The following is a 25,374-nucleotide window of genomic DNA, read 5'->3' on the forward strand; positions in this document are numbered from 1 at the left end:
CGTACCGGGCCGCAGGCTCAACGGTCCTCACCCGCTCGCAGCACCCGCACCAGGTCCACTCGTGACAGCAGCCGGGCCAGCGCCAGTACGACCGCGCTGATGGCCACAGCGGTGGCCACCGTGAAGAGCGTCACGGTCGCCCAGGGGATGACCAGCGGCAGCGGCGGATAGGGGGCCTGTCCGCTGTCGTCCACCGTGACCAGTGGCAGCACCGCCGACGCGAGGGCCATGCCCATCAGCGCCCCGGGGAGCACCGCGAACAGCGCCAGACCCAGTTGCTCGGTGGCCAGCAGCGCGGACAGGTGTCCGGCGCGGACGCCGATCGCCCGCAGCAGGGCGAACTCCTTGCGGCGCTGCTGCGTGGAGACCACGGCGTGCACGGTGAAGGCGATCACCGCGAAAGCGGGGGCCAGATAGCGGACCAGTTCCAGTGCCCGGCGCAGACCGCTGCGGAACGGGTCCGCCTGCAGGGAAGCGGCGGTACGCGCGGTGGTGGTGACGCGGCCCAGCGCGGGCTGCGCCTGGGCGACGGCGGCCGTGCGCGCGCTGTCGGTACTGCTCAGCCACCAGAAAGCGGGATCCTCATGGTCGGCACCGGCCCGCGTCATCGCGGCGGCCAGTTGGCGCTGGTCGGCGATCAAGTGCCCTTGTCCACGGCCCAGTCCGGGCAGCGACTCGACCCGGCCCACCACCTTGGCCGTGATCCGGGCGCTGCCCAGATCCAGCGTGGTGGTGGCGCCCACGCTCAACCGCGCGGCGCTCAGCGTCGAGGCGTCGGCGCGTACCGGCAGCGGCGCGGGACGGCCGACCGGACCCGCGACGAGCCGCACCCGACTGGCGGGCCGGACGTCGTAGTCGCTGTCGGCCAGGACGCCGCCGCCGAGGGAGTCGTCGATGTCCCGAGAGGACCGGATACCGGTGCTCACGCTGGTCCGCAGTACCGCGGAGCCGCCTTGAACGACGGAGCACACCCCGGGGGTGCCGGGCTCGTAGCCGCCCGTGGGCTTTCCGCCGCACGCGCCCGCGGTGGAGTCGGAGGCGTGGTCCGTGCCGTCGGCCCAGGCCTGCCCACGGGGCAGCCGGGTCACCCAGGTGTCCGAGGTGCCGCGCGCGCCCACCCGTATCAGTTCCAGGTCCAGGCGCGCGGGACGTGTGTCCGGCTGCGGGAGGAGACTCACGGCGGTCACCGTCAGCGGGTACTGCCTCGGGTGGCCGCCGCTCAGAGCCACATCGAGGGGGACGACGACGGTGTGCCGAGCCCCGTCCGCGGCGGGCAGGTGGGTGGTCGCCGTGCTGACGAGACCGGAGGCGTCCTGCAAGGTCAGCTCCAGGCCGGGCGCCGCCCGGTTGCCGTCACTGCTCAGCCGCTCCTCCAGCAGCAGCGCGGTCGGACGCCCGGGCAGCCGTATGCCGTGGACGCCCGGTGACGGGGTGCGGGGAGCGGGTCCGCCGATCGTGCCGACCAGGTCCTCGGTGGCGCCGCCGGGCAGGTTCACCGTCGACCGCGTCACCGGCGTCACGGCAGTCACCGCCGGCAGCGCGCGATAGGCGGAGCCCAGTACGGAGGAGGGGTAACTGCCCGCTGCGGACGGCGAGATCCGCACGTCCGCGCCGACCGTGAACGCGGCCTCCTCGGAAGCCAGGGCGCCGAGGCAGGCGGCCAGCGCGGTGGTCGCGAAGGCGCTCACCGACACGGCCAGGCACATCAGCACCACCGGTCCCGCGTTGCGCGCGGCCCGCCGGCCCAGTTGCCAGCCCGCCAGCGCGAGGACCACCCCCCGGCTACGACGGCCGAACGCGTCCAGCGCGAGAGAGGCCAGCGGCAGCAGTCGTAGGAGCAGAAGCGCGGCCGCGCCCGCCACCAGGGTCGGCACCAGGACCAGCACCGGGTCCGCGGACGCGCCGCCGGTACCGAGACCGGCCAGGAGTGAGTGGTGCCGCCGCAGTTCCAGATAGCCCAGGACGGCGATGGCCGCCAGGGCCAGGTCGGCGCTGAGCCGCTGCGCGGCGGCGGCCCGGGCACCCCGGGCCAACTCCGGCCGCGCCGACGGCAGTACGGGCAGCAGCACCGCCGCGGCGTGCACGAGCAGGGTCACACCCACCGCCGCCCAGGCGCCGGTGCCTCGGTCACCGGGGTGCAGCAGTCCGTCCAGGAAGGGCGCGGCGACGGCGGCGGGGATGCCGGTGAGCGCCCACTCCCCCGCGGCGCTCCCCAGCAACCGCAGGGTGCCGGCGCCTCTGGCCCGTTGCAGAGCCAGCTCGTCGCGCCGGCGCACCGTCAACTGACGTGCGGCCAGGACCAGGGTGGCGAGGGCGAGGGCCGCCAGCATCACGCTCGGCAGGTACAGCGAGGACCGGGCCGCCACCATGGGCACCGTCAGGTCGTCGATCGCCCCCGGCAGACCGGAGACCACGGTCAGGTCGTCCAGCGACGGCTGCCGCCCGCCGAACACCGACACGCGACTCCGGCTCCCGGAGAACGCACGCAGCCGTTCACGCAGCCCGGCGAGGCTGTCCGCGTCGACCCGGGAGAAGTCGGGCTGCACACTCCAGTGAGCCGTCAGGTGTCCGTTCAGGACGGCACTGCCGTTCAGATCCGACGCCGACACCACGAGCAGGCTCTGATCGGCGGTTGCCCCGGGCGCCAGGTCGCCCGCCATGGCCGGCCAGAATCCGACGGCGCCACGCGCCCGGAAGACGCCGGTGATCCGTACGGTCACGGCGCGCCCGAAGGCGTCCTCCACGCGCAGAGCGGTGCCGGGTCCGACGCCCAGACGCCGGGCCAGCGCGTCGGGCAGCGCTGCGTCGACCGGGGCGGTGGAACCGGAGCCGACGCGGACTTCGGGGAGGGAGGTGAACGCGGCGGCCGGTGCGTCGGCGGTGCCGGCGGGCCATCGCCCGGCTACCAACTGCCCGAACCCGCCCCCGCCTTGGACGGCGACAGGGTGCAGCCCGCTGGCTCCGGGAGCGCGAGGCGGACTGGCCCCGTCGCCGATCCCTGTCACCGAGACCGGCGACACACCGAGCAGACCGACGTAGGTCCGCTGCGGCACCCCGGCGAACACCCGGTCGGCGGCGGCCCGCACATCGCGATCGGCGACGGCCATTCCGCCGGCCCGGAAGGACGCGCTGACACTCGCCTGCGCGTCGAGGCGACCGGCCAGCCGCCGTACGGCTCCGTCCTGCACGGAACTTCCCGCCAGCGCCGCGAGCGCGGCCAACGCCGTCGCACACAGCAGCACGGTCACCGCGACAGCGGCCAGCGTCGGCCCATGCTGGGTGGCGCGCCTGACCACGGCGGGGAGCCGCTGCCGCCGAGGACGCGGGGCACCTGGGCGCGACCGAGGCGAAGAAGTCAAGGCCGTGGCGGCCACATGCAACCCCCGCAGAATCGAACATGTGACGGTGACGGCGTGTCACAGTCCTACCAGTCATCACCAAGACCGCACAAGGATCGCCGGTGCCGTTCGGTCGATGCCAGGTGGTGCCAACCTGCTCAGGATCCAACGTCGTTCATCTGCTGGGGTGTTGGGGATGTGTTCGGTCGTCGCGTGCACGTGGGTAGGGACTCACCGTGGCGCTGGTCCGCGGTCGGTGGTCGGTGGTCGGTGGTCGGCATTCCGGTCAATTCCAAGACGAGGATGGCGGCTCCGAACGGCGTGACCGGGGGCATCAGCTTGAGCCGCTGTCCCCCGAGTTCAACGCCGAGCCGGCGGGCGCAGCCCCGCGCTACTACGCCTTGGTTGAGCGGACGCCCTCCCTGTCGGCGGACAGTAGCGCTCGCATGCCCCCTCCCCCGGCTCGGGCCCGGCTCGGGCAAGCGTGGTGAGGATCAGTCAGCAGTCGTGGGGACGTGCTGGTCCTGCGCCTCGGCGGACGAGAGCCCGGCCGCATCGGCCGCGGTGCCGCCCGGGTGCCACAGGGCGAACAGGAACGCGATCCCCAGGGCGACGGCCATGCCGTAGAAGACCCACTGATTCGCCTCGGCGAAGTCCATGCGGACCGCGCTGACGACGTCGCGCGTCCGGTCCGCCGCCGCACCGGTGCCCGAGGGCGGGCTGGCGTCGCCGCTGCCCGTGATGGAGCTGCTGAGGTGGTGGGCGGTGTCTCGTGCCTGTTCGGCCGACAGGCCCCGCGACTCGAGAGTGCTCGTCACGTTCGAGCGCGTGACATGGGTGAGTACGGTGCCGAAGACGGCCATGCCCACGCTCGCCGCGTAGTTGCGCACCGTCTGGGTGACGCCCGTGACCTCGCCGTAGGAAGGTCCGATCGCACGGTTGACGGCGTCCGTGGAGGCGGGAGCCAGAATGAAGCCGATGCCCGCCCCGGCCAACGCCGCGTACGGCCACTGGTCGTGCATGGACAGATCGGTCAGCTTGCCCGCCCACAGGGCGAAGCCGACGCAGCCCAGGACGGCGCCCGCCTTCAGCGCCGGACGAGCACCCCGCTGATCGAGGATCCGCCCGCCCCACTGCGAGGCGATGGCGAAGCCCGCGAACACATACAACAGGAACAGCGCTGCCTGGTTGGGCGAGGCGCTGAGCGAGACCTGTGCGTAGACGGAGGCGAAGAAGAACAGCGGAACGAACGCGAGCATGGCGCAGAACAGCACCACCGCGTCGATGGTGAAGCCCCGGTCCCGAAAGACCCGCAGGTCGATCAGCGGATGGCGGACGCCCCGCTCGTAGCGGACGAAGACGGCCAGGATCGCCAGGCCGCCCGCCACGCAGAGCCAGGTGACCGGGCTGTCCCAGCCCCAGGAGTAGGCCTGCTGGAAGCCGAGAACGCTCAGTCCCATGCCGGCTGCCATGAGAGCGGCGCCCACGATGTCCAGGGTGCCGGTCCGTTTGCGGTCGGCGATGTGTGCCATCGCGGTCAGTACGAGCGCCACCACGGCCACGGGCACGTTGACCCAGAACACCGCGCGCCAGGTCCATGCCGCCGTGAGCCAGCCGCCCAGCAGCGGCCCGACGGCGGTCAGCGCACCCGAGAGCCCGAAGAACAGCGCGAGGGCCCGGCCGCGCCGCTCTGCCGGGAACACCGCCACGACCACGGCGAGCGCGGCAGGGAAGAGCAGTGCCGCCCCGGCTCCCTGGACAGCCCTGAAGCCGATGAGCCAGCCCTGGGCGGCGTCCCCCTTGGGGACACAGCCGCACATCACCGAGGACACGACGAACACCAGCGTGCCGATGACCACGATCCGGCGCGGGCCGTACAGGTCAGCCAGGCGGCCGCCGACAGCGAAGAAGGCGGCCAACGCCAGCAGATACGCGTTGATCACCCACTGCATCCCGGACGCTGAGAGGCCCAGTTCCCGGACGATGTCAGGGGCGGCGATCGAGACGATGGTCTGATCGATGAACGTCATGGCAACCGCGAACATCATGGCCGCGAGAGCCAGCGTCTGCTGATGAACCGAGCGAGGCGCCGGCGTGGTGCCAGCACCCCCGAGGCGTGTGTCACTCACCCTCTCAGTCTGCCCCCACCCAGGCGAACCCGCAGCAGAGCCGGATACGGCGGGTGCGCGGGCGCCTGGACGGCGGGAAGCAAGCCCTCCGCCCGGCCGCGGACCCGCGGACGAGACTGGTGGTTCTCACGACGACTCCACCCACATCACGAGGCCGGCCAGGACCGGGGCGTGGCAGCCGCGCAGAGCTTCTGTCGGCCCAGACGCTTGGCGAGGTATCGCAGGCTCATCCGGCCGTCGGTCTGGAGCGCGTAGCAGAGGGCTTTCCCAAAGGCGTCCGGTTCCCGGGCGGCCGGCCGGGCGGCATCGCACGCGGAACCCCACAGCGTCGATGTGCGCAGTCACTCCCGTCGTTCGCCGTATTCCCGCGCAACCTGACGCGTCGTAAAGTCACGACCGATGACACCTGATGACGAGACCTGGCTGAGAGGCTGGCACGTAGCCCCGCTGTGGCGAGTGCGGCCGAAGCATGTCCGCGCGGTCGCCGCCGCTCATGGAGTGCGGAGCAAAGAGCACAAGACCTCCGCCAGCACATCAGAGACCAGCTACGTGGTGTACCACCTGGGGGATGCGCAACGCCTCGCGGAGAACCTCGACAACGGCAGCGTGTCCGTCGATCTCCGATGGCGGACCGACACCCCGCAGGGCCGGCGGGCCGTCGTGCGCGACGTTCTGCTCGGCTGCGGCGTCCTGTTCCTTATCCTGACGCTGCTCACGGTCGGGCTGTTGCGCATGTAGCGCCGACTGCTGGGACCGGCTGGACCGATGCACGAACCGTCCGTACGCGGTGCCGCTGGCTGCCCTTCCGCCGTGCCTTGGGGCGGTGGCAGTCGGAGTGGATGTTCCAGGCCGCGAGGGCTTTCCCGGCGTCGGTTTTCGGATGTCTCAGTGCTGGCGTTGCGGGTGATGCCGTGCGTGGCGAGGCAGGCTCGTGCTCGGTGCATGAACATGATCGTCCGTCGACGCCCCAGCCGCCGCCGTCGGGATCTGCCGACCTCCGTCACAGCAACGTGGACCACGCGGCCAGGCCGCCGCCGGGCGACGATCTTCGCCTGGCGGGACCACCTCGATCACCTGGACGCCCGCGTCAGCACTGGCGAGCTGGATGCGCAGGCTCTCGGAGAAGGAGTGCAGCGCGGCCTTCGTCGCGCTGTAGGTCGGGGTGCTCTGATACGGGACGAACGCCAACGCCGAGGTGACGTTCATGACGACCGCGTCCTCCTTGCCCCCCAGCTGCGGCAGGAAGGCGTACGTCATCCGGATCGTGCCGAGCAGATTGGTCGCGACGTGATCCTCGGCAACCTGCAGACCGGCCGGGTCGAGGACATTCTCCAGTTGCATGATGCCGGCGTTGTTGACGAGAACGTTCAGCCCTGGATGGCTCGCCGCCACGGCCTCACGGGCCCGGGCGATCGAGTCGGGGTCGGCGACGTCGAGGACGAGCCCGTCGATGCCCGGGTGCTCGGCCGTGATGCCGTCGAGGAGCTCCTTGCGCCGGCCGGCGACGATCACCTTGTTTCCGGCCTCGTGCAGACGCAGGGCCAGGCCGATGCCCGAGGTTCCGCCGGTGATCAGGATCGTGTTGCCGGTGATCTTCATGGGGGTCTTGCTCCTTCGGTACGGCGGGCGGTGAGCGCCCGCAGCCTCGACCGTAGGAGCGTCCGCGCAGGGGCGGGAGAGGAAGGTTTGTCCATGGATCGGCGGTCCCTGGCTGAGCCGTGGAAGGCGCCCGTGCCGGTCAGCCCTCAGACTGGGCGCAGGAAGCCGCCGGTAGGAGCAAGTACGACGGCTACAGCGTGCCCCGCACCGCGTTCGCGGCATAGGGCCGCCGCGGACGAATGGGCGGACTACGCCCAAGCCCGAGCTGCTCCTTTCCCATTCGAAGACTTCATCCGTTGCTACCACCATCAAGCTGGAGTGTGACGAGCGTGGACGGTCTCAGCCGGGGAGGGTTCCCGAACGATCGGCGGCCTGCCCTGGGCATGCATCCGTCAGCGACGCATCGTCTCTCATGACCACGAGACGGCTCACCTCATAGGACATCTCAGCAGTCCCGGGCTCGGGGGCCGGGTGGTAACGGCCCGCGCACACCGACAGGTTGACGATGAGGTAGGCGTGCCAACCAGACCCCACGCCCCTCCTGTCGGAGAAGATCCGCTCGCCGTCGAGGGTCCACACCACACTTCGCCGACCGAAGGTCACCCCCAGATCAAGGACGGCCCCCGGGCGCACCGCCTCGTGGCGGACATAACTCTGTCCCTCACGTACGTGATTGGTCAGCTCCAGAAGGTCGGGGTTGTCGGGGTGGTACTCGAAGACGTCGACCTCATTGCCGCCGTCCCGCCAGGTCCAGATGGCGGGCCAGGCACCCAGCCGGGTGGGCAACCGTACGGTGGTCTCCAGGTGGTCCCCGGTACGCACCATGAACCCTTCGGCACTCCCCTCGGTGGTCAGCAGGCCCGCGTCCCACAGGCCGTCCGCCCTGCGCCGGGCCCTGAACGTGCCAAGCCGGGAATAGGCGGGATCCGACGTGAGGTGATCGAGTTTGTTATCGCCCTGGTTGGTGGGCCCTCCGTTCGGATAGGCCCAGGAGCGGCCCGCGACCCACTGGCGTTCCGAGGAGAAATCGGCGCTGAACACGACGGCACTCACAGGCACCCCCTCCTTGCTGTCAATGCCCCTGCCTTTCGCATCTCCCGCCCCGTCCGTCTCCATGCGCCATCCGCCCATATCCGCCGCGCAATTCAGCCTCCCGAGTGAGGGTCGCCGTGAACGCGCCCGCTCACACCGGACGTACGCACACACGCGGCCGCGGAAGCCATTGACGCGACCGGGGAAAGGCCGACCAAGAGCACCGGAGGAGGCAATGGGACGTGCCGATAAACCCATCGAGTCGTACGACCGCGCTGCAGGCGGATCTCGTACCTGCCGCGCGGGACCCGGGAATGGGCAGGCAATCCGATCTAGCGACTCATGGCTCGGGTAGACAGCTTCGAGGTTCGATTTTGCGCGTCCAAGATCAGTTGAGATGCGACTTCTCAGTCAGCGACGGGCCCAATCTGGACAACCCACACCTCAAAGGGGTCCTCGTGCGGCTTATCGGGAGGGAAGGGATCGAGTGTCAGCGAAGCCTCAGTATGATCCCGCGCCCGTTCGTACTCCCAAGAGCCTGGCGACTGAGGCGCGGGCCCGTCCCACACCAAACGCACCAACGGGGAGAATTCGTTGTCGCTGGAGGTGAGACTCCGGCCTTCTCCGGAGATCTGAACAATCTCGTCCTCCGCCGGTGTCTGTTCGGGCACTTACTCCCTTCACCATCGAGCGAGCAGGGCCCGTCAGGCTAGCCCCGACTTGAACTCACAGCCCCCTGCCTTGATGCGGGTACCGCCTGAAGGATCCCCGACCAGGGCCTCCAGAACTGGGCCGGGGACGCCGGTAAAGCCGCACCGCTGACATACGACTCCCGGCCTACGTCTGTGTACATGGCCGTGCGAGCACGCAGGTTCGGCTCGTGACTCGGGCTCGACTTGGCCTGACGTGTCTTCGACGGGACACGGGCCCGGCCGGCCTGCCCGCGACCTCGGGGTGGATCCCGGTTCTTGGTGACCGTGCGGGGGCTAGGTGGTCGCGGTTTCGGCGAACTGGTTCGTGTCGAAGAGCTGATTGATGTGTCCGCCGAGGGCGGACCAATGCTGTCCTGACAGCTCGGCGGCGGCACGGGCGTCGCCGCCGGCGCAGACGTCGATGAGTTGGTCATGGTGCTCGATGGTGTTGCGGCCGCCCAGCAGGGTGGAGAACTTGCGGAAGAGGATGCGGTGGATCTGCGGGTGCAGCTGATCGACTATCCGGCTGAGTACGGGGTTGTCGGCGGCCGCGATGGGAACGGCATGGAAGCGGTCGTCGGCGGCGAGCGCGGCGGTGGTGTCGTTGGCGGCTACGGCCCGTTCGAAGTCGCGGTTGGCCTCGCGCATGTGCCGCAGGTCCTGGTCTGTCATGACCGGCACGGCGGTCTCGATGGCGAGCTGGTCGAGAGAGCGCAGGACGGCCAGGGTCTTCTCGACGTCGCGGCGGTTGAGGGTGGTGATGCGGGTGTAGACGCCGGGTTTGGCTTCGACGAGGCCGATGTCGGCAAGCCGGGAGAGTGCCTCACGCACCGGGGTGCGGCTGAGTCCGAGACGCTCGGCGAGTTCTCCGTCCTTCACCTTCTCGCCGGGGACGAGTTCACCGCGGACGATGGAGTCGCGCAGGCGGTCGTAGACCTCGTCACTGAGGAGGCGGCGGGAGACAGGACTGTCGAGTGACATATTGCGTACGATACATCGCTCATGGTCCAGGCCTCCCGCCTTCCCCGTCATGCCGTTCGAGCCCGGCGGACGAGGACCTGAGCCAGGATGACGGCGGGGTCGACGAGGGGGACGTCGACGTCGTCGGCGGGCAGCCCCAGCGGGATCTCGGTGCAGCCGGCGATGATCGCCTGTGCGCCCTGCGCGGTCAGTTGTCGTGCCGAGTCGGTCAGGGTGGCGGTCGCCGCGGCAGGCTTGCCCGCTTTGACGGCGCGGATGGCCGCCATGACCTCGGCCTGCCGACTGGTGGTGGCGGGGAGCACGAGGCGGATGTCGTAGCGAGCGAGCCATTCCTGGTAGAGGCCCGCCTGGACGGTGCCGGTGGTGGCCAGGAGACCAGCGGTGCGGACGGCCGGTTGGAGGGTGGTGAGGTGACGGGCGACTTCGCCGATCATGTGGATGATCGGCAGGCCGACGTGGTCGGCGATCCGCGGCACGAAGGCGTGGGCGGTGTTGCAGGGGATGGCGATGACGGTGGCACCGGCCTCGCGCAGCACGCGGCTGCCGTTGAGCAGCCAGGGAGTGGGGTCGGGTCCGGTGCCGAGGAGGGCCTCGGTGCGGTCGGGGATCGTGGGGTCGGACCAGATGACGGCCCTGAGGTGGTCCTGGTCGTTGTGACCGGGGGTCATCGACACCAGCTTCGTGTAGAAGTCGGCGGTGGCCGCCGGGCCCATGCCTCCCAGGATGCCGATGATCTCCGTGAAGCCGGTCGAGCTGGTCACTGCGCGGTGTCCTTCTGCAGAGTACGGTCGAACGGCGGTTCGCCGCTGGTGGTGTCGTCGCTGGTGGTGTCGTCGCTGTGCGGGGCTGTCGCCTTGGTCTGGTCGGTGTTCTGCCGTGGTCCGCGTTTTGCCTCCCGCCGCTTTTCGGAGCCGTCGACCACGGCGGCTGCGAGGGAGTTGCCGATGACGTTCACGCCGGTGCGGGCCATGTCGACGATGAAATCGACGCCGAGGAGCAGGGCGATGCCCTCGGCGGGCAGTCCGATGGAGTTGCCGGCGGCGATGAGGACGACGACGGAGGCGGAGGCCACGCCGGCCATGCCCTTGGACAGGATCACCAGCACGCCGACCATCAGGAGCAGGGCGGGCAGGGAGGTGTCGGCGCCGTAGGCGTTGGCGAGGAAGACCAGAGCGGTGGCCTGGTAGAGGACGGAGCCGTCGGTGTTGAAGGAGTAGCCGAGCGGGACGACGAACGAGGTTGTCGACCGGCTGAGCCCGAAGGCCTCCAACTTGCCCATGAGTGGGGCCAGTACGGCTTCGGAGCTTCGGGTGACGAAGGCGATGCCCGCGAGGCTCCCTATCGATTTGAGCAGGTCGATGTAGCGGATGCGGTAGAGCGCGGCGATGAGCGGAAAGAGCACGCCGATCACGATGGCCAGGCCCGCGTAGACGACGGCGATGAAGCCCGCGAGGCTGCGGAGGTTGCCGAAGCCGTAGTACGCCACGTCGTAGGAGATGAAACCGAGTACCCCGAGCGGGGCGACGCGGATCACGTAGCCGACGACCTTGAACATCACCGCGGCGACGGACTCCAGCACGGAGGCGAAGGGCGCCGCCTTCTCTCCGATCGCGGCCATGGCCACGCCCACCAGCAGGGCGAAGGTGATCGCACCGAGCAGATTGCCTTCCCCGAACGCGGCGAAGATGTTCTTCGGTACGGCGTGCAGGATCAGTTCGTGGAAGTCGATGCCCTGGCTCAGGCTGTCCAGGTCCTTGGCGTCGGCCGCGCGGACGGGGGCACCTTTGCCGATGCCGGTGAACTTGGCCAGGCCCACCGCGATCAGCAGGATGACGGTGGTGACGATCTCGAAGTAGAGGATGGCCTTGCCGGCGATGCGGCCGACCTTCTTGACCGACTCCATGCGGGCGATGCCCAGCACGATGAGCGGAAAGACCAGGGGCAGGACGACGACCTGGACCAGATTGAGGAAGAGGTCGCCGAGGATCTTCATCTGCTCGCCGGCGCCCGGCGCGACGGTACCGATGAGGGCACCGAGTCCCACGGCGATGATCGACTGAACGCCGATCGGCATCCGCAGAGATCGCCGCAGAAGACCTGGCCGTGGCCCGGAGCGGTTGTCCGAGCGGGCGTTTGTGCTGGTGGTCGGGGTGGATGGGGTGTTCACTGGCACCTCCTGAGGGCTCCAATATATTGCGCTCTGCGTATTGGTCGGTAAGACTGAGCCTCAGTCGATGGGCCTGTCAAGGGGTCCCACGGCGGCATACCGGCTGACGCCGGTGGCTACGAGGAGGAGCGCAGATGGCTCGGGACACTCGAATCGAGCACGACCTGGTGGGCGAAAAGGAGGTTCCGACCAGCGCGTACTACGGCGTGCACACCGCGCGTGCCTTGGAGAACTTCGCGATCACCGGAGCGACGATCGCCCAGTTCCCGGAACTGATCGCCTCGCTGGCGGCCGTGAAGCAGGCAGCAGCGACCACAAACCGCGAACTCGGCCTGCTCCCGCCGGACATCGCAGGGGCGATCATCACCGCCTGCGAGGAGATCCGGGGCGGACGCCACGCCGACCAGTTCGTCGTCGACCCGATCCAGGGCGGCGCAGGCACTTCGACGAACATGAACGCCAACGAGGTCATCGCCAACCGGGCACTGGAGATACTCCACCACCCCCGCGGCTGCTACGAGGTCGTGCATCCGCTCGACCACGTCAACCTGGGCCAGAGCACGAACGACGTCTACCCCACCGCCGTACGCCTCGCCCTCGTCACCTCACTGCGCCGGCTCGGCGAATCCATGGGCGCGCTGGCCGACCGCTTCACCGTGAAGGCGGCCGAGTTCGGCGACGTACTGAAGATGGGCCGCACCCAACTCCAGGACGCTGTCCCCATGACGCTCGGCCAGGAGTTCACCACGTATGCGGTCATGATCGAGGAAGACCGCCGGCGCCTGGCAGAAGCCGCAGCCCTGCTGCTGGAGTCCAACCTCGGCGGCACCGCGATCGGCACAGGCATCAACGGCCATCCCCGCTACGCCGAGCTCGCCTGCGCCTGTCTCGCCGGGATCAGCGGTGAACCCGTCCGCCCGGCAGGCAACCTCATCGAGGCCACCCAGGACTGCGGTGCGTTCGTCCAACTCTCCGGCGTCCTCAAGCGCGTGGCCGTAAAGCTCTCCAAAACCTGCAACGACCTGCGCCTGACCTCCTCCGGCCCCACCACCGGACTCGGCGAGATCAACCTGCCGGCCGTACAGGCCGGTTCCAGCATCATGCCCGGCAAGGTCAACCCTGTGATCCCAGAAGTCGTCAACCAGGTCGCCTTCGAAGTCATCGGCAACGACCTGACCGTCACCATGGCCGCCGAAGCGGGACAGCTCCAGCTGAACGCCTTCGAACCCGTCATCGCGTACAGCCTGCTGCGCTCCCTTGCCCATCTGCGCGCCGCCTGCGACACCCTCGCCACCCGCTGCGTCCCCGGCATCACCGCCAACCGCGACCACCTCCACGACAGCGTCCACCGATCCATCGGACTGGTCACCGCCCTCGCCCCGCACATCGGCTACGCGGCCGGCACGGCCCTCGCCCGCCAGGCCCTCGCCTCCGGACGAACCATCAAAGAACTCGCCGCCGAAGCCGGCCTTCTCACCGCCGAGCAACTGGACACCATCCTGCAGCCGCACCACCTCACGGCACCCCTCGTTCAGCCGTCGACCGCGGTCACCGCGTCACCGGCCGGCGTCGCTGTCGTACACGAGCACCACTGAGCCCATTGCCGCCTCCGACAACGGCGTGCCGGGCCCGGCACGTGCCATGCCGGGGAGCTGCGGCCGGGGCCGGTGCTCCGTGCGGCTCGTCGGGGCCATCCGCGAGGACGCCGAACTGCGCCGCCGGCGTCGCCGAACGCCTGCGGGCACACGACGCCGAGCCGGCGTGCGGCTCTACGGGCTTAGGCCGTTCCGCAGCCGCACCGGCACACTCCCGAATAGGACCGGACCGCCGGGAAGCCGGAACGGATTGTTGTGAACTTCCTTGGACACGCTGTCTCGACCGCTTCGGTCCCAGGGGCGGTCGACCACGCACGGCTGCACCGTGCGGCGAGAGAGCAGGCGCTGGGTGCGCCCCGGCGAACCGGATGCGTCGGTGGAGGCGGCAGGTGTCAACTGCCCTAGTTCCACAGCAGGTTGTCTCCGGTCGTCACCCCGGGGACTATGAGCCCAGGAACTCGCGTCCCAGCAGAAGGTGTTCGCCCTCGCCGGGGGTGTACGGCGCCTGCACGGACGCCGGAGGCGTGCGGAGGGCGGGCGTTGTGGTGCAGTTGCGGCTGCTCGGGCCGGTGGAACTCGTGGTCCGGGGGAACCTGGTGGAGCTGGGACCGCCGCAGCGCCGTACCGTGCTGGCGGCACTGGCGGTCGACGCGGGCAGGCCGGTCCAGGTCGACGTGCTGGCTGAGCGGGTCTGGGGAGCGGACCGGCCGGACGGCGCGCGACGCGCGCTGTACGCGCACGTCGCCCGGATCCGGCGCACGTGCGAAGCGGCTGACGACAGCCCGGGCGACGCGTTACGGGTCGTGCGGCGCTCCGGTGGCTACCAGCTGGAAGCGGGTCCGGACCAGGTGGACTTGCACCGGTTCCGGCGGCTGACGGCACTCGCCCGGCAACGCGGGCAGGACCTCGGCGTACGGGCCTCCCTTCTGACCGACGCGCTGGCACTGTGGCGCGGCGAACCGCTGGCCGGACTGGAAGGGCAGTGGATCGCCCGGGTGCGGGAGGCGTGTCGGCGGGAACGGCTGGACGCCGCCGTCCGATGGGCCCAGGCCGAGTTGCGCGGCGGTGATCCGGACACGGTCGTCGCACCGCTCACCGAGCTGCTGGAGGAACACCCTCTGGCGGAGCCGCTGGCCGAGGTGCTGATGCGGGCCCTGCACGCCACGGGGGACAGCGCCGGAGCCCTGAACTGCTTCGCCGCGATCGGGCAGCGGCTGGCCGAGGATCTCGGCACGGACCCCGGCCCGCGCCTGAGGGAGGTCCATCAGGCCGTCCTGCGGGGACTGCCGGCCGATACGACCGCCTTCACGAACCCCGATGTGACGCCGGTCCGGATCCGTTCGACTGTCGATGTGATCCCCGCCCAACTGCCCATGGGCGTTGGCGGATTCACCGGCCGGAGCGAGGAACTCGCCAGGCTGCGGGACATCCTCGCCGCGGCCGGGCAGCAGCCCACGGCTGTCGTGATCTCCGCCGTGTCGGGCACCGCCGGGGTGGGCAAGACCGCGCTGGCCGTGCACTGGGCCCGCCAGATGGGTAACGCGTTTCCCGACGGGCAGCTCTATGTGAACCTGCGGGGATTCGACGACGGCACGGCGGTGAGCCCGGCGCGGGCCGTCAGGGCCTTCCTCGACGCCCTCGGGGTGCCTCCGCAGAACATCCCGCGAGGCCTTGACACACAGGCGGCGCTGTACCGCAGCCTCCTGGCCGGCCGCCGGGTCCTCATCCTGCTCGACAACGCACGCGACGCCGGACAGGTACGCCCGCTGCTGCCCGGCGCCCCCGGCTGCCTGGCGCTGGTCACCAGCCGCAACCGGCTGACCGGGCTGGCGGTGGCCGAGGGTGCCCACCTGCTCCCCCTCGACCTGCTCGGCCCGGCAGAGGCGCGGGAACTGCTCGCGGTCCGGCTCGGCTCCGTACGGCTGGCCACCGAACCCGCGGCGGTGGACGAGATCGTCGTCCAGTGCGCGGGACTTCCTCTCGCGCTCGCCGTGGTGGCCGCCCGCGCCGCGACGGAACCCCGTCGGCCGCTCGCCGAACTCGCCGAAGAACTGCGCACGGCCGACCGTCGCCTGGACCCGCTGGACGGTGACGACCCGTCCGGCGGAGTGCGTGCCGTGTTCTCCTGGTCCTACCGGATGCTGAGCCCGAACGCCGCTCGGCTCTTCCGGCTGTTGAGCCTCCACCCGGGGCCAGACGCCGCCCCGCCGGCCGTCGCCGCACTGGCCGGTGTCACCGAGGACAGCGCCCAAGCCCTGCTGACCGAACTCACCGACGCGCAACTGCTCACCGAGCACCGACCGGGTCGCTACACCTTCCACGACCTGTTGCGGGCGTACGCCGCCGAGTGCACCGCGGCCGAGGACGACGACTCCACCCGGCACACGGCGACCCTGCGGATGCTGGACCACTATCTGCACACCGCTTGGGCGGCGGACGCCCTGCTGACTCTGCGCCGTGACCCCCTGACCCTGGCACCGCCGCTGCCGGGTGCCCAGCCCGGCCGGCCGTCCGATCACCGCGAGGCGCTTGCCTGGTTCACCGCCGAGCGACTCGTCCTGTTGTCCGCGGTCGAGCGGACGCCGCCCGGCTTCGACACCCACACCTGGCAACTCGCCGCGACCCTCACCACCTTCCTCGAACGGCGCGGCGACTGGCAGGAGCTGGCGTCGGCCCATACCACCGCCCTGAGAGCGGCCCGCCTCGCGGACGACACGGCGGGGCAGGCCAACGCCCACCGCGGCCTCGGACTCGCCTGGGCCAGGCTGGAGCGTACCGACCGGGCCGAGCACCACTACCTGCTCGCGCTCGACCTCTTCGCCGAACTGGGCAACGAGGCGGGGCAGGCCCGCATGCACCAGAACCTCGCGGCCGTCGCCTCGGCCGACGGCCGCCACCCGGAGGCCCTCGACCACGCGCATCACACGCTCGAGCACTACCGTTGCGCGCACGACCGGGGCGGTCAGGCCATCGCGCTGAACCACATCGGCTGGTACCACACCAAGCTCGGAGACCATCGGCGGGCGCTCGCGTACTGCGAGCAGGCACTCGGTCTCGTCCAGGAGATCGGCGACCTCAGCGGCCAGGCCCACACCCTGGACAGTCTCGGTTACATCCACCGGCACCTCGGACGCCACGCGCGCTCCGTCGAGTGTTACGGGCAGGCCCTTGAGCTGTTCCGCAAGACGGAGGACCGGCGCAGTGAGGCCATCGGTCACGCGTACCTGGGCGACACCCACGAGGACGCCGGTGACCTCACGGCTGCCCGTCAGGCGTGGGCGCGGGCGGTGGAGATCTTCGACGACCTCGGCCTGCCCGACGCCGAGCCCTTGCGCGCCAGGCTGGCCCACGGCCAGGACGGGCCGAAGCCCGGTCCCCCGTGAGGACATGGGACCGGGCTTCGGAGCGTGCCCGGTCAGCTGATGAGCCAGGCCTGCGCGGCGTTGTCGCTGGTGCAGTGGAAAATCTGGATCGGGGTGCCGGGGTCGCCCGATCCCTGGGTGACGTCCAGGCACCGGTTGCCGATCGCCGAGACGATCCGGGCCGGAAGCGCGTTGGGTATCGACGGCGAGAAGTTCCACCGCTGATTGCTGATGGTGCTGCACGGCCAGGTGTCCACCGGAGTCCCGTCGGCGTTGGACCCGTGGGCGTCCATGCAGCCGCCGCTGCTTCGGCTGACGAACTGGTAGTTCCCGCCGCCCAGTGACACCGGGCTCCATTGCTGGGCCACGCTGCCGTCGCACACCTCCTGGGTCAACTGCACCCCGGTGCTTGTCGGGTTGCTCCGGCCGGGCTGGACACACAGACCGCTGCCGAAGTTCCTGATGGTCACGAAGCTCGCGGCCTCGGCCGGCGCCGCAGTCGCGGCCATCCCAGCCGCGACCAACGCGCCCGAGGCCAGCAGCCCCGCAAGTGTCGTGCTGTAACTCATGGTTCCCCTTCCGGACGTCATCTCTGTCTCCAGAGCTGATGGTTGTTGCCGACCTCGCGTGTCCAGATCTGGATGCGTGTCCCGTTCGCCGGGGAGCCGTCCCTGAGGTTGGGGCAGAACGACGACTCGCGTCGGCCACGGTCCGATGACCGGGGGCCCGGAGCAACATCCGGCTTCCAGCGCTGGACGAAACCGCCGCCGACGGGTTCGGCCGGCCCGTTCTGGTCGGGTCGGCGCGTCGGCGGTATCGCTGATGCAGACAGCTGGGTCACGAAGCCACAGGGTCGCGGCCGGCGTCCAGCCACGCGACGAACAGCCCGGAACGAATCAACCCGGACGACCACAAGCGTGGCCAGTACTGCGCCGATGCCCGTGGGGCTCTTCTTCGTCCCCGCACCATCCCCCTCCCGCATCATCCTTCTCCCCTCCGACGGTCGGATACGGCTGTGTCGGCGCCGCGATCCGGAGCCTGGCAGTGCGCCCTGCAGCCGTCACCCGGGGTTCCGCTCAGCGGACCGCCCAGGGTCGCGCTGGCCCCATCGGGAGGGCGACAACCTTTCGGCAAGCTCTCGGCCCACACACCGGTCCCAGGCTGTGGAACGGGGGTGATCTGAGCCCCCGGTGCCGTGGGGAGGGGATGCGAGTGGACGCGAGACAGCTGTGCCGGCCGTCCGTGGCGGATGGCGGAGGACGGAGCGTGCTGGAAGGGGCCTTCGCACTGCTGGAGGTGCTGGAGCGCGCCGGAGAGGCCGGACTGACCAGGCTGTCCTCGGAGAGTGAAATTCCCAAGACGACCGCGTACCGGTTGCTGGAGCAGCTGGTCGGCCTGGGCGCCGTGGAGCGGCGGGGCACGTGTTATCGGATGGGATCGCGGATCTTCCGGCTGGGCCGGCAGTGGCAGCCGCATCCCCGGCTCCGGTCCGCCGCGGCCGAGCCGGTACGCCGACTGGTGCGGGCCACCGGTGCGACCGCCGGGATCGCCGTACTGCGCCGTGGCCACACCCTCGTCGTGGACTGCACACCGGCCGAGACCGGGGACGCATGGGCACCGCTGCTCGGCGGCGCGACCTGGCCCTGGTACACGGCCGCCGGCAAAGTGCTGCTGGCCCAGACACCGTCCGCGGTGCCGCGGGACTCCCTCCCGGCCGCCTGGTCGCGGCAGGCTGCGGTGATCCGGGACCGCGGCGTGGCGTTCGACCGCGAGGAAGTGGTGGACAGGGTGTGTTGCGCCGCGGTCCCCCTGTACGACCGGGGCCAGGTCCCGGTGGCTGCCCTGTTCGTCGCGACCGACCCCGCGCACTGCCTCGAACGGCTCGCCGAGACCGCCCGCGACATCGGCGGCGCCATCAGCACGGCCCTGCGTAACCCTCGACCGGACGGGCACGACCCCGTCGCACAGCGCCGGTGGCACCGTGCGACGGGGTCGAACGCGGGCGTGCGGCGACCGGTTCAGAAGAACCAGCGCTGAGCGATGTTCCCGTTGCAGGGCCAGACCATGACGGCGGCGCCCTTCTGGTCGTGCGCCGTGTCGAGACACAGGCCGGAGTAGATGTTGACGATCTCACCGGTCGACCGGAGCTCCCAGCTGTGCGCCTGGTTGTACGCGTAGCAGCCCACCTGGGTCACCTGCGTCCCGGCACCGCCACCGGCGAACAGGCACTTGCCCGCGCTCTTCGACCGGATCGTCCACTGGCCCGGTACCGGCCCTTGGCCCCGGTCGGCGGCCACGAGGATGAACTTCTGCTCCGAGACGCCCGTGCAGTTCCACAGCTGCGCGCGGGCACCCTCCGCGGGGTCCTCCGACTTGATGTCCAGACAGTACCGATGGGCCTCCGCGTTCTGCAGCTGTTCATAGGTTTGGGTGTTCAGGGCGGACGCCGACGTCGCGGTGGCCCAGAGCGCGGCCAGTGCCATGCAGACGACCACGACGAGAGTGCGCGGGCCCGTGCTCCGGCGGGAGCTCTTCATCGCTGACTCCTTGCTGTGTGAAGAAAGCGGACGGGCCGATAGTGGTCTCGGGAGACCCCCATGTCGCGTTCCGGTCCGGTCAGCGAACCGAACCCGCCCGCCTTCGCCGAGGTGTGGCTCGGCAGGCTGTGGCCCTTGCCGTGGTGAGCGAAAGGTCGGAAGGCTCGCCGGACACGTCGAATGCCCCGGTGGGAGCAAAGGGTGGAGCTGCCCGGGTACGCGCAGGTCGGGGCGTTGTCAGTGGTGGCGTGCAGGATGGTGGGTATGACGACTCCCGCTGCAGAGATCATGGATGGTGCCGCCTACGCGCAGGCGGTCGAGGACGCGGTGAAAGCATCGGCGGCCTACTACGGGGGCGGCACGTCGGCGCTGGACGACGATGCCTACGACCGGCTGGTGCGCGGCATCGCCGCGTGGGAGTCGGACCATCCCGATCAGGTGCTGCCCGACTCGCCGACCGGGAAAGTCGCCGGTGGGGCGGTGGTGGGCGACGTGCCGCACACGGTGGCCATGCTGAGCCTGGACAACGTGTTCACACCCGAGGAGTTCACGGCCTGGACCGCCTCACTGGCCAGACGCATCGGCCACGAGGCACAACGCTTCAGCGTCGAGCCGAAGCTCGACGGTCTCGCGATCGCCGCCCGCTACACCGACGGTCGGCTGACCCGGCTGATCACCCGCGGCGACGGGATCGCCGGAGAGGACGTCTCGCACGCGATCGGCACCCTCGTGGGCCTGCCCGAGAAGCTGGAGCGGCCGGTCACCGTGGAGGTGCGTGGCGAAGTCCTCATGACCACGGCCCAGTTCGAGCACGCCAACGAGGTGCGCACCGCGCACGGCGGGCAGCCGTTCGCCAACCCGCGCGGTGCTTCCGCGGGCAGCCTGCGCGCCAAGGACCGCGCGTACACGGTGCCGATGACGTTCTTCGGCTACGGCCTGCTGCCGCTGGCCGACACCGACACCGCGCTGGCCGCACGGCTGGGCGAGCTCGCCCACAGCGACCTCATGGCTCTGACGGCGCAGCTGGGAGTCAACACCACTGCGACCACCGCGGTCCCCGGGATCGTCGCCGCGACCGTGGAGGAGACCCTGGAAAGAGTGCGGGAGACCGCCGCCCTGCGCGCCGAGCTGCCGTTCGGCATCGACGGCATCGTCATCAAGGCCGACCTGGCCGCCGACCAGCAGGCCGCGGGATCCGGGTCGCGTGCGCCGCGCTGGGCGATCGCCTACAAGCTTCCCGCCGTGGAGAAGATCACCCGCCTGGTCGAGGTGCAGTGGAACGTGGGCCGCACCGGGATCATCGCCCCGCGCGGAGTACTGGAGCCGGTGCAGATCGAGGGCGCCACCATCACCTACGCCACCCTGCACAACCCGGCCGACATCACCCGCCGCGACCTGCGCCTGGGCGACCACGTCATGGTCCATCGCGCCGGCGATGTCATCCCGCGCATCGAAGCCCCCGTCGCCCACCTGCGCACCGGCGACGAGCAACCGATCGTGTTCCCCGAGGTGTGTCCGCGGTGCGGCTCCGCCATCGACACCAGCCAGGAGCGCTGGCGGTGCGAACAGGGCCGCAACTGCCACCTGGTCGCTTCCCTGTCGTACGCGGCCGGCCGCGACCAGCTCGACATCGAAGGTCTGGGGGCCACCCGGATCGTGCAGCTCGTCGAGGCCGGTCTGGCGGCCGATCTCGCCGACCTGTTCACTCTCACCCGCGACCAACTCCTGGCACTGGAGCGGATGGGCGCGACCAGCACCGACAACCTCCTCACCGCGATCGACGCGGCCAAGGACCAGCCGCTGTCACGGGTCCTGTGCGCGCTCGGGGTCCGCGGCACCGGCCGTTCCATGTCCCGCCGCATCGCCCGCCACTTCGCCACCATGGACAACATCCGAGCCGCCGACGCGGACGCGATGCAGCAGGTCGAGGGCATCGGCACCGAAAAAGCCCCCTCGATCGTCGCCGAGCTTGCCGAGCTCTCCCCGCTCATCGACAGACTCACCGCCGCCGGGGTGAACATGACCGAACCCGGCGCGACCCCGCCAACACCCACGACCAGCGACACCGACACCGACACCGAGGTCGCTGCCGACGGCACGGATAAGGCGGTCGGCCCGCTGGCCGGGATGACAGTGGTGGTCACCGGCGCGATGACCGGCGCGCTGGAAAAACTCAGCCGCAACCAGATGAACGAACTCATCGAACGCGCCGGCGGCCGCTCCTCCTCCAGCGTCTCCAGAAAGACCAGCCTCGTCGTCGCTGGGGAAGGCGCGGGATCCAAGCGAGCCAAGGCCGAAGACCTCGGCATCCGCCTGGCCAGCCCCGACGAATTCGCCGCCTTGGTCGCCGACTTCACCACCTGACCTGGCTGGCGGAGGGCACAGTGTCCCCGGGCCTCACCCTCCGCCCATGGGGACGATCGTCCGGCTGAAGCCCCATGGAGCACCCCGCCGAGAGGCGACCGCCCGCCGCACGCCACCACCCACGACCCCGACTGGTCTCCCCCGTCCAGCCGGGCCCTCCCTACCGAGATCCAGCACCGACCTTCCTCGCTCTCGGATGCGCACTCCTCTGTTGGCGGCGTCTGAACGGACTGCGGCAGAGCCTGTAGCTTGATCACGCACCTGCGCAGTACGCCTCCACGGACCGGTTCCACCGCTCCAAGTAACGTCAGGACGCTTGGTGTCCCTCTTCGCGTTCTTCGGTCCACCCGCGGTCACACTCCTCCTCTTCGGCGTCGGAGCGCTCCCGTACGCGTTGTGGGTGACCCGGACGGAGCCCTCACAGCCGGCCCGCTGGGCCGTGATCGGCATCACAACAGCGATCGCCGCGCATAGGGCCGGAACCGTCTACGGGCTCGCCTTCACGAGCCCGCTCGACGTGTGCGGGAGTAGAACCGGTAACGGCGTGTACAGGGACGCCGGCCGGGACTACAGCCTGACATCGGTGAGCGTGGACAGCTTCCCTCCGTCCATCACCTGTCACTGGAGCAGCGGCCACGACACCGAAGAGGTGTGGTTCTGGACTCTGCCGCTGCTCTACGCAGGACTGGCCTGCGCCACCGTCTGCTCGGCCCTCCTCATGAACCGAACACGGAGAAGCTGAGCGGCTCCCGATGTTCATGCTGTGAGGGGTTCCAAGTCACCATCACCAGCACGACACCGCCGTTATCGACCAACCACGAACAACTCCGGGGCAGCCCCCCGACCATCACCCCACCCAGCCGCCAGAACGCGCCCTGCTGCTTCTCAGAACTCCCCCACCAACCTAGCTCAAGACGCCCTCGCCACACCGACAATGAGCGCCCGAATCACAGGAGCCATGCCGTTCCAGCAGGCCGAGGGGGAGCGAGTGGGCGCTCCGATTCCCGTCGGCCGCCGCTGATCCCCCTAAGCTTTGCCGGGGTGGCGTCGGTGCCCACCTGGCAAAGACCCGGGGCCCTGCGATCGCGCGTCCCCTGTCAGGCCGGCCCACCGCCGACGGTCAGCTGGTGAGCCCTCTCAGGTCGAAGGGAACGTCCCGTGGCAGCACCGACTCCGCACGATGTGCCGAGCACCCCCGAAGCCCGTTCGATACCGCCCGCGTTGGCTGAACCGCTCCGGAACGATCTTGACGCCGTTGCCGGCGAGGTGGTGGAGGCGATACTCAAGCACGTTCCCGAGTACGCCGGGCCCGCGGGAAGAAGGCTCCGATCCGGCGCCCTGGACGCGCTCACGCTCTTCGTCGATCTGATCGCAGACCCCCAGAGGCAAAGTAACGCCGCCTGTGCGATGTACCACGAGTTGGGTCGGACCATGGCGAGGCAGGACCGCAGCTTGGATGCGCTGCAGTCCGCGCTGCGTGTAGGGGGGATGCAGGCCTGGCGCCGACTGAGCCGCACGGCGGAGGGGCTGGGGCTGGACTCGGCGGTCGTTTCCGCGCTGGGCGAGCTCGCGCTGCACACAGCGCACGAAGTGGCGGAGGCTGCGGCTCGGGGATATGCCGAGGAACAACTGCGCAGTTCCGACCACTTGGAGCGACAACGACGCCGACTGATCGGCCTGCTGCTCGGCGAAGGCCCGGTGTCACCGGAAGCCGTGCACGACCTGGCGCACGCCGCACGCTGGCCGGTCCCCCGGCAGGTCGCGGTGGTCGCACTCGCGTCGTCACCGGACACACAAGAGGAGACGAGGCCACTGACCGCCTCTGGCGTCCTCGTGGACATGGACTCCCGGCCACCCTGCATGCTGGTGCCAGATCCGCACAACCAGAGCGACTTCGCCGGGCGGACTCTCGCCCTGGCCATGCGTGACCGCCCAGCCGCGATCGGTCCCACGGTGTCCCTGCCACAGGCGGCACGGTCCTTGCGGTGGGCCACCCGCGCGCTCGGGCTGATGGGACGTGGAATTCTGCCCCGGCAGGGAGTCGTACGCTGCGTGGACCACCTGTCCACGCTCCTGCTGCACAGCGACGAGCCCCTGCTCGACGAACTGCGGTCGCATGTGCTTGCTCCGTTGGACACGGTCTCGACGGGACAGCGCTCACGGCACGCCGAGACACTGCTGGCGTGGCTGCTCACCGGCAACAACGTGCCCGACGTGGCCGCCCGTCTCCACCTCCATCCGCAATCGGTCCGCTACCGCCTACGTCAGCTCAAGCAGCTCTTCGGTGACGCGCTCGACGACCCGGACACCCGCCTCGATCTCATCCTCGCCCTGCGCGCGGAGTCATTGCGGGCACCGGATTCCTCCGGCCGTGGAGTCCCGAGTTGATCTCCCCTCCCTCGTCGCTTCACGGCTTCCGTACCCCTTCGCCCCATGAGGTCTTGGCCAGGATCATCGCCTCCGGCCTCCGGGTCGTACCCGAAACCGACGCCGGCATCGGTTCCTTCAAGCCGCACGACGTCTACCCCCACGCGCTGTCCCAGTTGGCCGGCCTCGGCATGCCGACCGGTGACGTGCTGCGCTCCGCGACCAGTGAGGCGGTGGGCCGCGGCCGGCTGCGCCCGGTCGCGGACGCGGACCTGCTCGTCCTCGGCAGTTCCCCGATCGAGGACATGTCGGCAGTCAGGACATCCAGGCGGTATACCGGGCGGCCCACCGCGTTCGCTGACCCGGCGGCCGCTCTCGTCGTGGCACGAAAAGAAGCCGGGGCCACCGGGACTCACCTGCTCCAACCCGTGCCGGCCGTCCCAACTACGCGGTCGCGCTCGCATGCTGGGTCTGACCCGCCGCCGAGGCCGAGCACCCGAGCCGCGTTCTCCTTGAGGATCAGAGGCCGTACCTAGGCCTTGATCGACAGCTCGGCGAATTCGGCCAGCCAGCGGTCCGGAGTGAGAACGGGAAAGTCAGCCCGGCGGAAGCCGGAGACCCTGGGCTGTCGACGCGAACCTCCACGCTGGCGGTGAGCCAGGGCGGGCGATCACAGCCGCGGCCGGTTGAGGAGCCTGGAGAGCACGATGACGCTCTCGGTCCGATGGACAGGAGGAGTGGCGCGCACCCGTTGGACGGCCTGTTCCAGGTGGGGGATGTCTCTGGCGAGCATGTGCACGACTGCGTCGGCGGCGCCGGAGACGGTGCAGGCCTCGACGACCTCCGGGATGTCCTCCAGGGCTTGGCGCAGTTCGGCAGGAGTGGGGTTGCCGGTGCAGTAGACCTCGACGAACGCCTCCGTGTGCCAGGCGAGCGCCTGAGGATCGACGAGAGCGGTGAAACCGCGGATCGCGCCCGTGGCCACCAGACGGTCGAGACGCCGCTTGGCGGCGGGCGCGGACAACCCGGCCGCCCTTCCGATCTGGGCGTATGTGGAGCGGGCGTTGCGCAGCACGCATTGGATGATCGCTTCGTCGATGGCGTCCACGACTTCACTCCGGGCGTCCGTAGGGGCAGGCAAGGCGCAACGATTCACCATCAGCCTGCTGATGTTGCAAGAAAACGGAGATGGATAACATCAGATGGCGATT

Annotated in this window: 17 protein-coding genes; 7 read left to right on the top strand and 10 right to left on the bottom strand. The window is 70.1% G+C overall.

Annotated features, from left to right (window positions below):
* Positions 1-17: 17 nt before the first annotated feature.
* Both AQI94_RS32905 and AQI94_RS32910 read right to left on the bottom strand, forming a co-directional pair.
* Positions 18-3,296 carry an ABC transporter permease gene (locus tag AQI94_RS32905; protein ID WP_031055899.1) on the bottom strand — a complete coding sequence of 1,093 codons (3,279 nt, stop codon included), beginning with the start codon at positions 3,294-3,296 and terminating at the stop codon, positions 18-20.
* Between the two features lie 536 nt (positions 3,297-3,832).
* Positions 3,833-5,368 (bottom strand): MFS transporter, encoded by a 1,536-nt coding sequence (locus AQI94_RS32910; RefSeq protein WP_234438838.1) that lies wholly within the window; start codon positions 5,366-5,368, stop codon positions 3,833-3,835.
* Positions 5,369-5,866: 498 nt separating this feature from the next.
* Here AQI94_RS32910 and AQI94_RS32915 point away from each other — a divergent pair, with 498 nt between their 5' ends.
* A complete protein-coding gene (locus AQI94_RS32915; protein ID WP_158806389.1) occupies positions 5,867-6,205 on the top strand; it encodes a hypothetical protein in 339 nt (112 codons plus the stop codon).
* A 147-nt stretch (positions 6,206-6,352) separates the two neighbouring features.
* Here AQI94_RS32915 and AQI94_RS32920 read toward each other — a convergent pair whose 3' ends face one another.
* The 5 genes from AQI94_RS32920 to AQI94_RS32940 all read right to left on the bottom strand — a co-directional run bounded on the left by AQI94_RS32920 (position 6,353) and on the right by AQI94_RS32940 (position 11,845).
* Positions 6,353-7,066, bottom strand: a complete 714-nt coding sequence (locus AQI94_RS32920; protein ID WP_225890350.1) for an SDR family oxidoreductase — start codon at positions 7,064-7,066, stop codon at positions 6,353-6,355.
* A gap of 339 nt (positions 7,067-7,405) precedes the next feature.
* Positions 7,406-8,119 carry a LamG domain-containing protein gene (locus AQI94_RS32925; RefSeq protein ID WP_225890351.1) on the bottom strand — a complete coding sequence of 238 codons (714 nt, stop codon included), beginning with the start codon at positions 8,117-8,119 and terminating at the stop codon, positions 7,406-7,408.
* 965 nt (positions 8,120-9,084) lie between these two features.
* Positions 9,085-9,771: a GntR family transcriptional regulator gene (locus AQI94_RS32930; protein WP_062230071.1), complete on the bottom strand. Its 687-nt coding sequence runs from the start codon at positions 9,769-9,771 to the stop codon at positions 9,085-9,087.
* Between the two features lie 47 nt (positions 9,772-9,818).
* Positions 9,819-10,532: a cysteate racemase gene (gene cuyB, locus AQI94_RS32935; protein ID WP_031055881.1), complete on the bottom strand. Its 714-nt coding sequence runs from the start codon at positions 10,530-10,532 to the stop codon at positions 9,819-9,821.
* Positions 10,529-11,845, bottom strand: coding sequence for a dicarboxylate/amino acid:cation symporter (locus AQI94_RS32940; RefSeq protein ID WP_037944939.1), 1,317 nt, complete (start codon positions 11,843-11,845; stop codon positions 10,529-10,531). The genes cuyB and AQI94_RS32940 overlap by 4 nt, the downstream gene beginning before the upstream one ends.
* A gap of 227 nt (positions 11,846-12,072) precedes the next feature.
* On the opposite strand from AQI94_RS32940, the gene AQI94_RS32945 reads away from it, so the two are divergent.
* Both AQI94_RS32945 and AQI94_RS32950 read left to right on the top strand, forming a co-directional pair.
* Positions 12,073-13,533, top strand: a complete 1,461-nt coding sequence (locus AQI94_RS32945) for an aspartate ammonia-lyase (protein ID WP_031055876.1) — start codon at positions 12,073-12,075, stop codon at positions 13,531-13,533.
* A gap of 542 nt (positions 13,534-14,075) precedes the next feature.
* Positions 14,076-16,916, top strand: a complete 2,841-nt coding sequence (locus tag AQI94_RS32950) for an AfsR/SARP family transcriptional regulator (protein ID WP_225890352.1) — start codon at positions 14,076-14,078, stop codon at positions 16,914-16,916.
* 32 nt (positions 16,917-16,948) lie between these two features.
* Here AQI94_RS32950 and AQI94_RS32955 read toward each other — a convergent pair whose 3' ends face one another.
* The gene (locus AQI94_RS32955; protein WP_031055872.1) at positions 16,949-17,464 is read right to left on the bottom strand and encodes an RICIN domain-containing protein; all 516 of its coding nucleotides are present in this window, start codon (positions 17,462-17,464) and stop codon (positions 16,949-16,951) included.
* A gap of 697 nt (positions 17,465-18,161) precedes the next feature.
* Here AQI94_RS32955 and AQI94_RS32960 point away from each other — a divergent pair.
* On the top strand, positions 18,162-18,932 hold the full coding sequence (locus tag AQI94_RS32960; protein WP_063760202.1) for an IclR family transcriptional regulator: 771 nt from the start codon (positions 18,162-18,164) through the stop codon (positions 18,930-18,932).
* Here AQI94_RS32960 and AQI94_RS32965 read toward each other — a convergent pair.
* The gene (locus AQI94_RS32965) at positions 18,914-19,432 is read right to left on the bottom strand and encodes an RICIN domain-containing protein (RefSeq protein ID WP_031055866.1); all 519 of its coding nucleotides are present in this window, start codon (positions 19,430-19,432) and stop codon (positions 18,914-18,916) included. The genes AQI94_RS32960 and AQI94_RS32965 overlap by 19 nt on opposite strands.
* A gap of 264 nt (positions 19,433-19,696) precedes the next feature.
* Here AQI94_RS32965 and ligA point away from each other — a divergent pair, with 264 nt between their 5' ends.
* The 3 genes from ligA (at position 19,697) to AQI94_RS32980 (ending at position 24,184) form a co-directional block, all read left to right on the top strand.
* The gene (gene ligA, locus AQI94_RS32970; RefSeq protein ID WP_031055863.1) at positions 19,697-21,796 is read left to right on the top strand and encodes an NAD-dependent DNA ligase LigA; all 2,100 of its coding nucleotides are present in this window, start codon (positions 19,697-19,699) and stop codon (positions 21,794-21,796) included.
* A 319-nt stretch (positions 21,797-22,115) separates the two neighbouring features.
* Positions 22,116-22,538: a hypothetical protein gene (locus tag AQI94_RS32975; protein WP_031055860.1), complete on the top strand. Its 423-nt coding sequence runs from the start codon at positions 22,116-22,118 to the stop codon at positions 22,536-22,538.
* A 416-nt stretch (positions 22,539-22,954) separates the two neighbouring features.
* Positions 22,955-24,184, top strand: coding sequence for a PucR family transcriptional regulator (locus AQI94_RS32980; protein ID WP_031055857.1), 1,230 nt, complete (start codon positions 22,955-22,957; stop codon positions 24,182-24,184).
* Positions 24,185-24,833: 649 nt separating this feature from the next.
* Here the strand turns inward: AQI94_RS32980 and AQI94_RS32990 are convergent.
* Positions 24,834-25,271: an Lrp/AsnC family transcriptional regulator gene (locus AQI94_RS32990; protein ID WP_031055852.1), complete on the bottom strand. Its 438-nt coding sequence runs from the start codon at positions 25,269-25,271 to the stop codon at positions 24,834-24,836.
* Positions 25,272-25,374: the final 103 nt, after the last annotated feature.

It is taken from the genome of Streptomyces pseudovenezuelae, from assembly GCF_001513955.1.
Classification (GTDB): Bacteria; Actinomycetota; Actinomycetes; order Streptomycetales; family Streptomycetaceae; genus Streptomyces; species Streptomyces pseudovenezuelae.

Bases quoted from the DNA above. Each gene is read 5' to 3' on its own strand.
- AQI94_RS32945 (WP_031055876.1), top strand. From the start codon at position 12,073: ATGGCTCGGGACACTCGAATCGAGCACGACCTGGTGGGCGAAAAGGAG.
- AQI94_RS32910 (WP_234438838.1), bottom strand. From the start codon at position 5,368: ATGACGTTCATCGATCAGACCATCGTCTCGATCGCCGCCCCTGACATC.
- AQI94_RS32965 (WP_031055866.1), bottom strand. From the start codon at position 19,432: ATGAAGAGCTCCCGCCGGAGCACGGGCCCGCGCACTCTCGTCGTGGTC.
- AQI94_RS32940 (WP_037944939.1), bottom strand. From the start codon at position 11,845: ATGCCGATCGGCGTTCAGTCGATCATCGCCGTGGGACTCGGTGCCCTC.
- AQI94_RS32930 (WP_062230071.1), bottom strand. From the start codon at position 9,771: ATGTCACTCGACAGTCCTGTCTCCCGCCGCCTCCTCAGTGACGAGGTC.
- AQI94_RS32920 (WP_225890350.1), bottom strand. From the start codon at position 7,066: ATGAAGATCACCGGCAACACGATCCTGATCACCGGCGGAACCTCGGGC.
- ligA (WP_031055863.1), top strand. From the start codon at position 19,697: ATGACGACTCCCGCTGCAGAGATCATGGATGGTGCCGCCTACGCGCAG.
- AQI94_RS32915 (WP_158806389.1), top strand. From the start codon at position 5,867: ATGACACCTGATGACGAGACCTGGCTGAGAGGCTGGCACGTAGCCCCG.
- AQI94_RS32955 (WP_031055872.1), bottom strand. From the start codon at position 17,464: ATGAGTTACAGCACGACACTTGCGGGGCTGCTGGCCTCGGGCGCGTTG.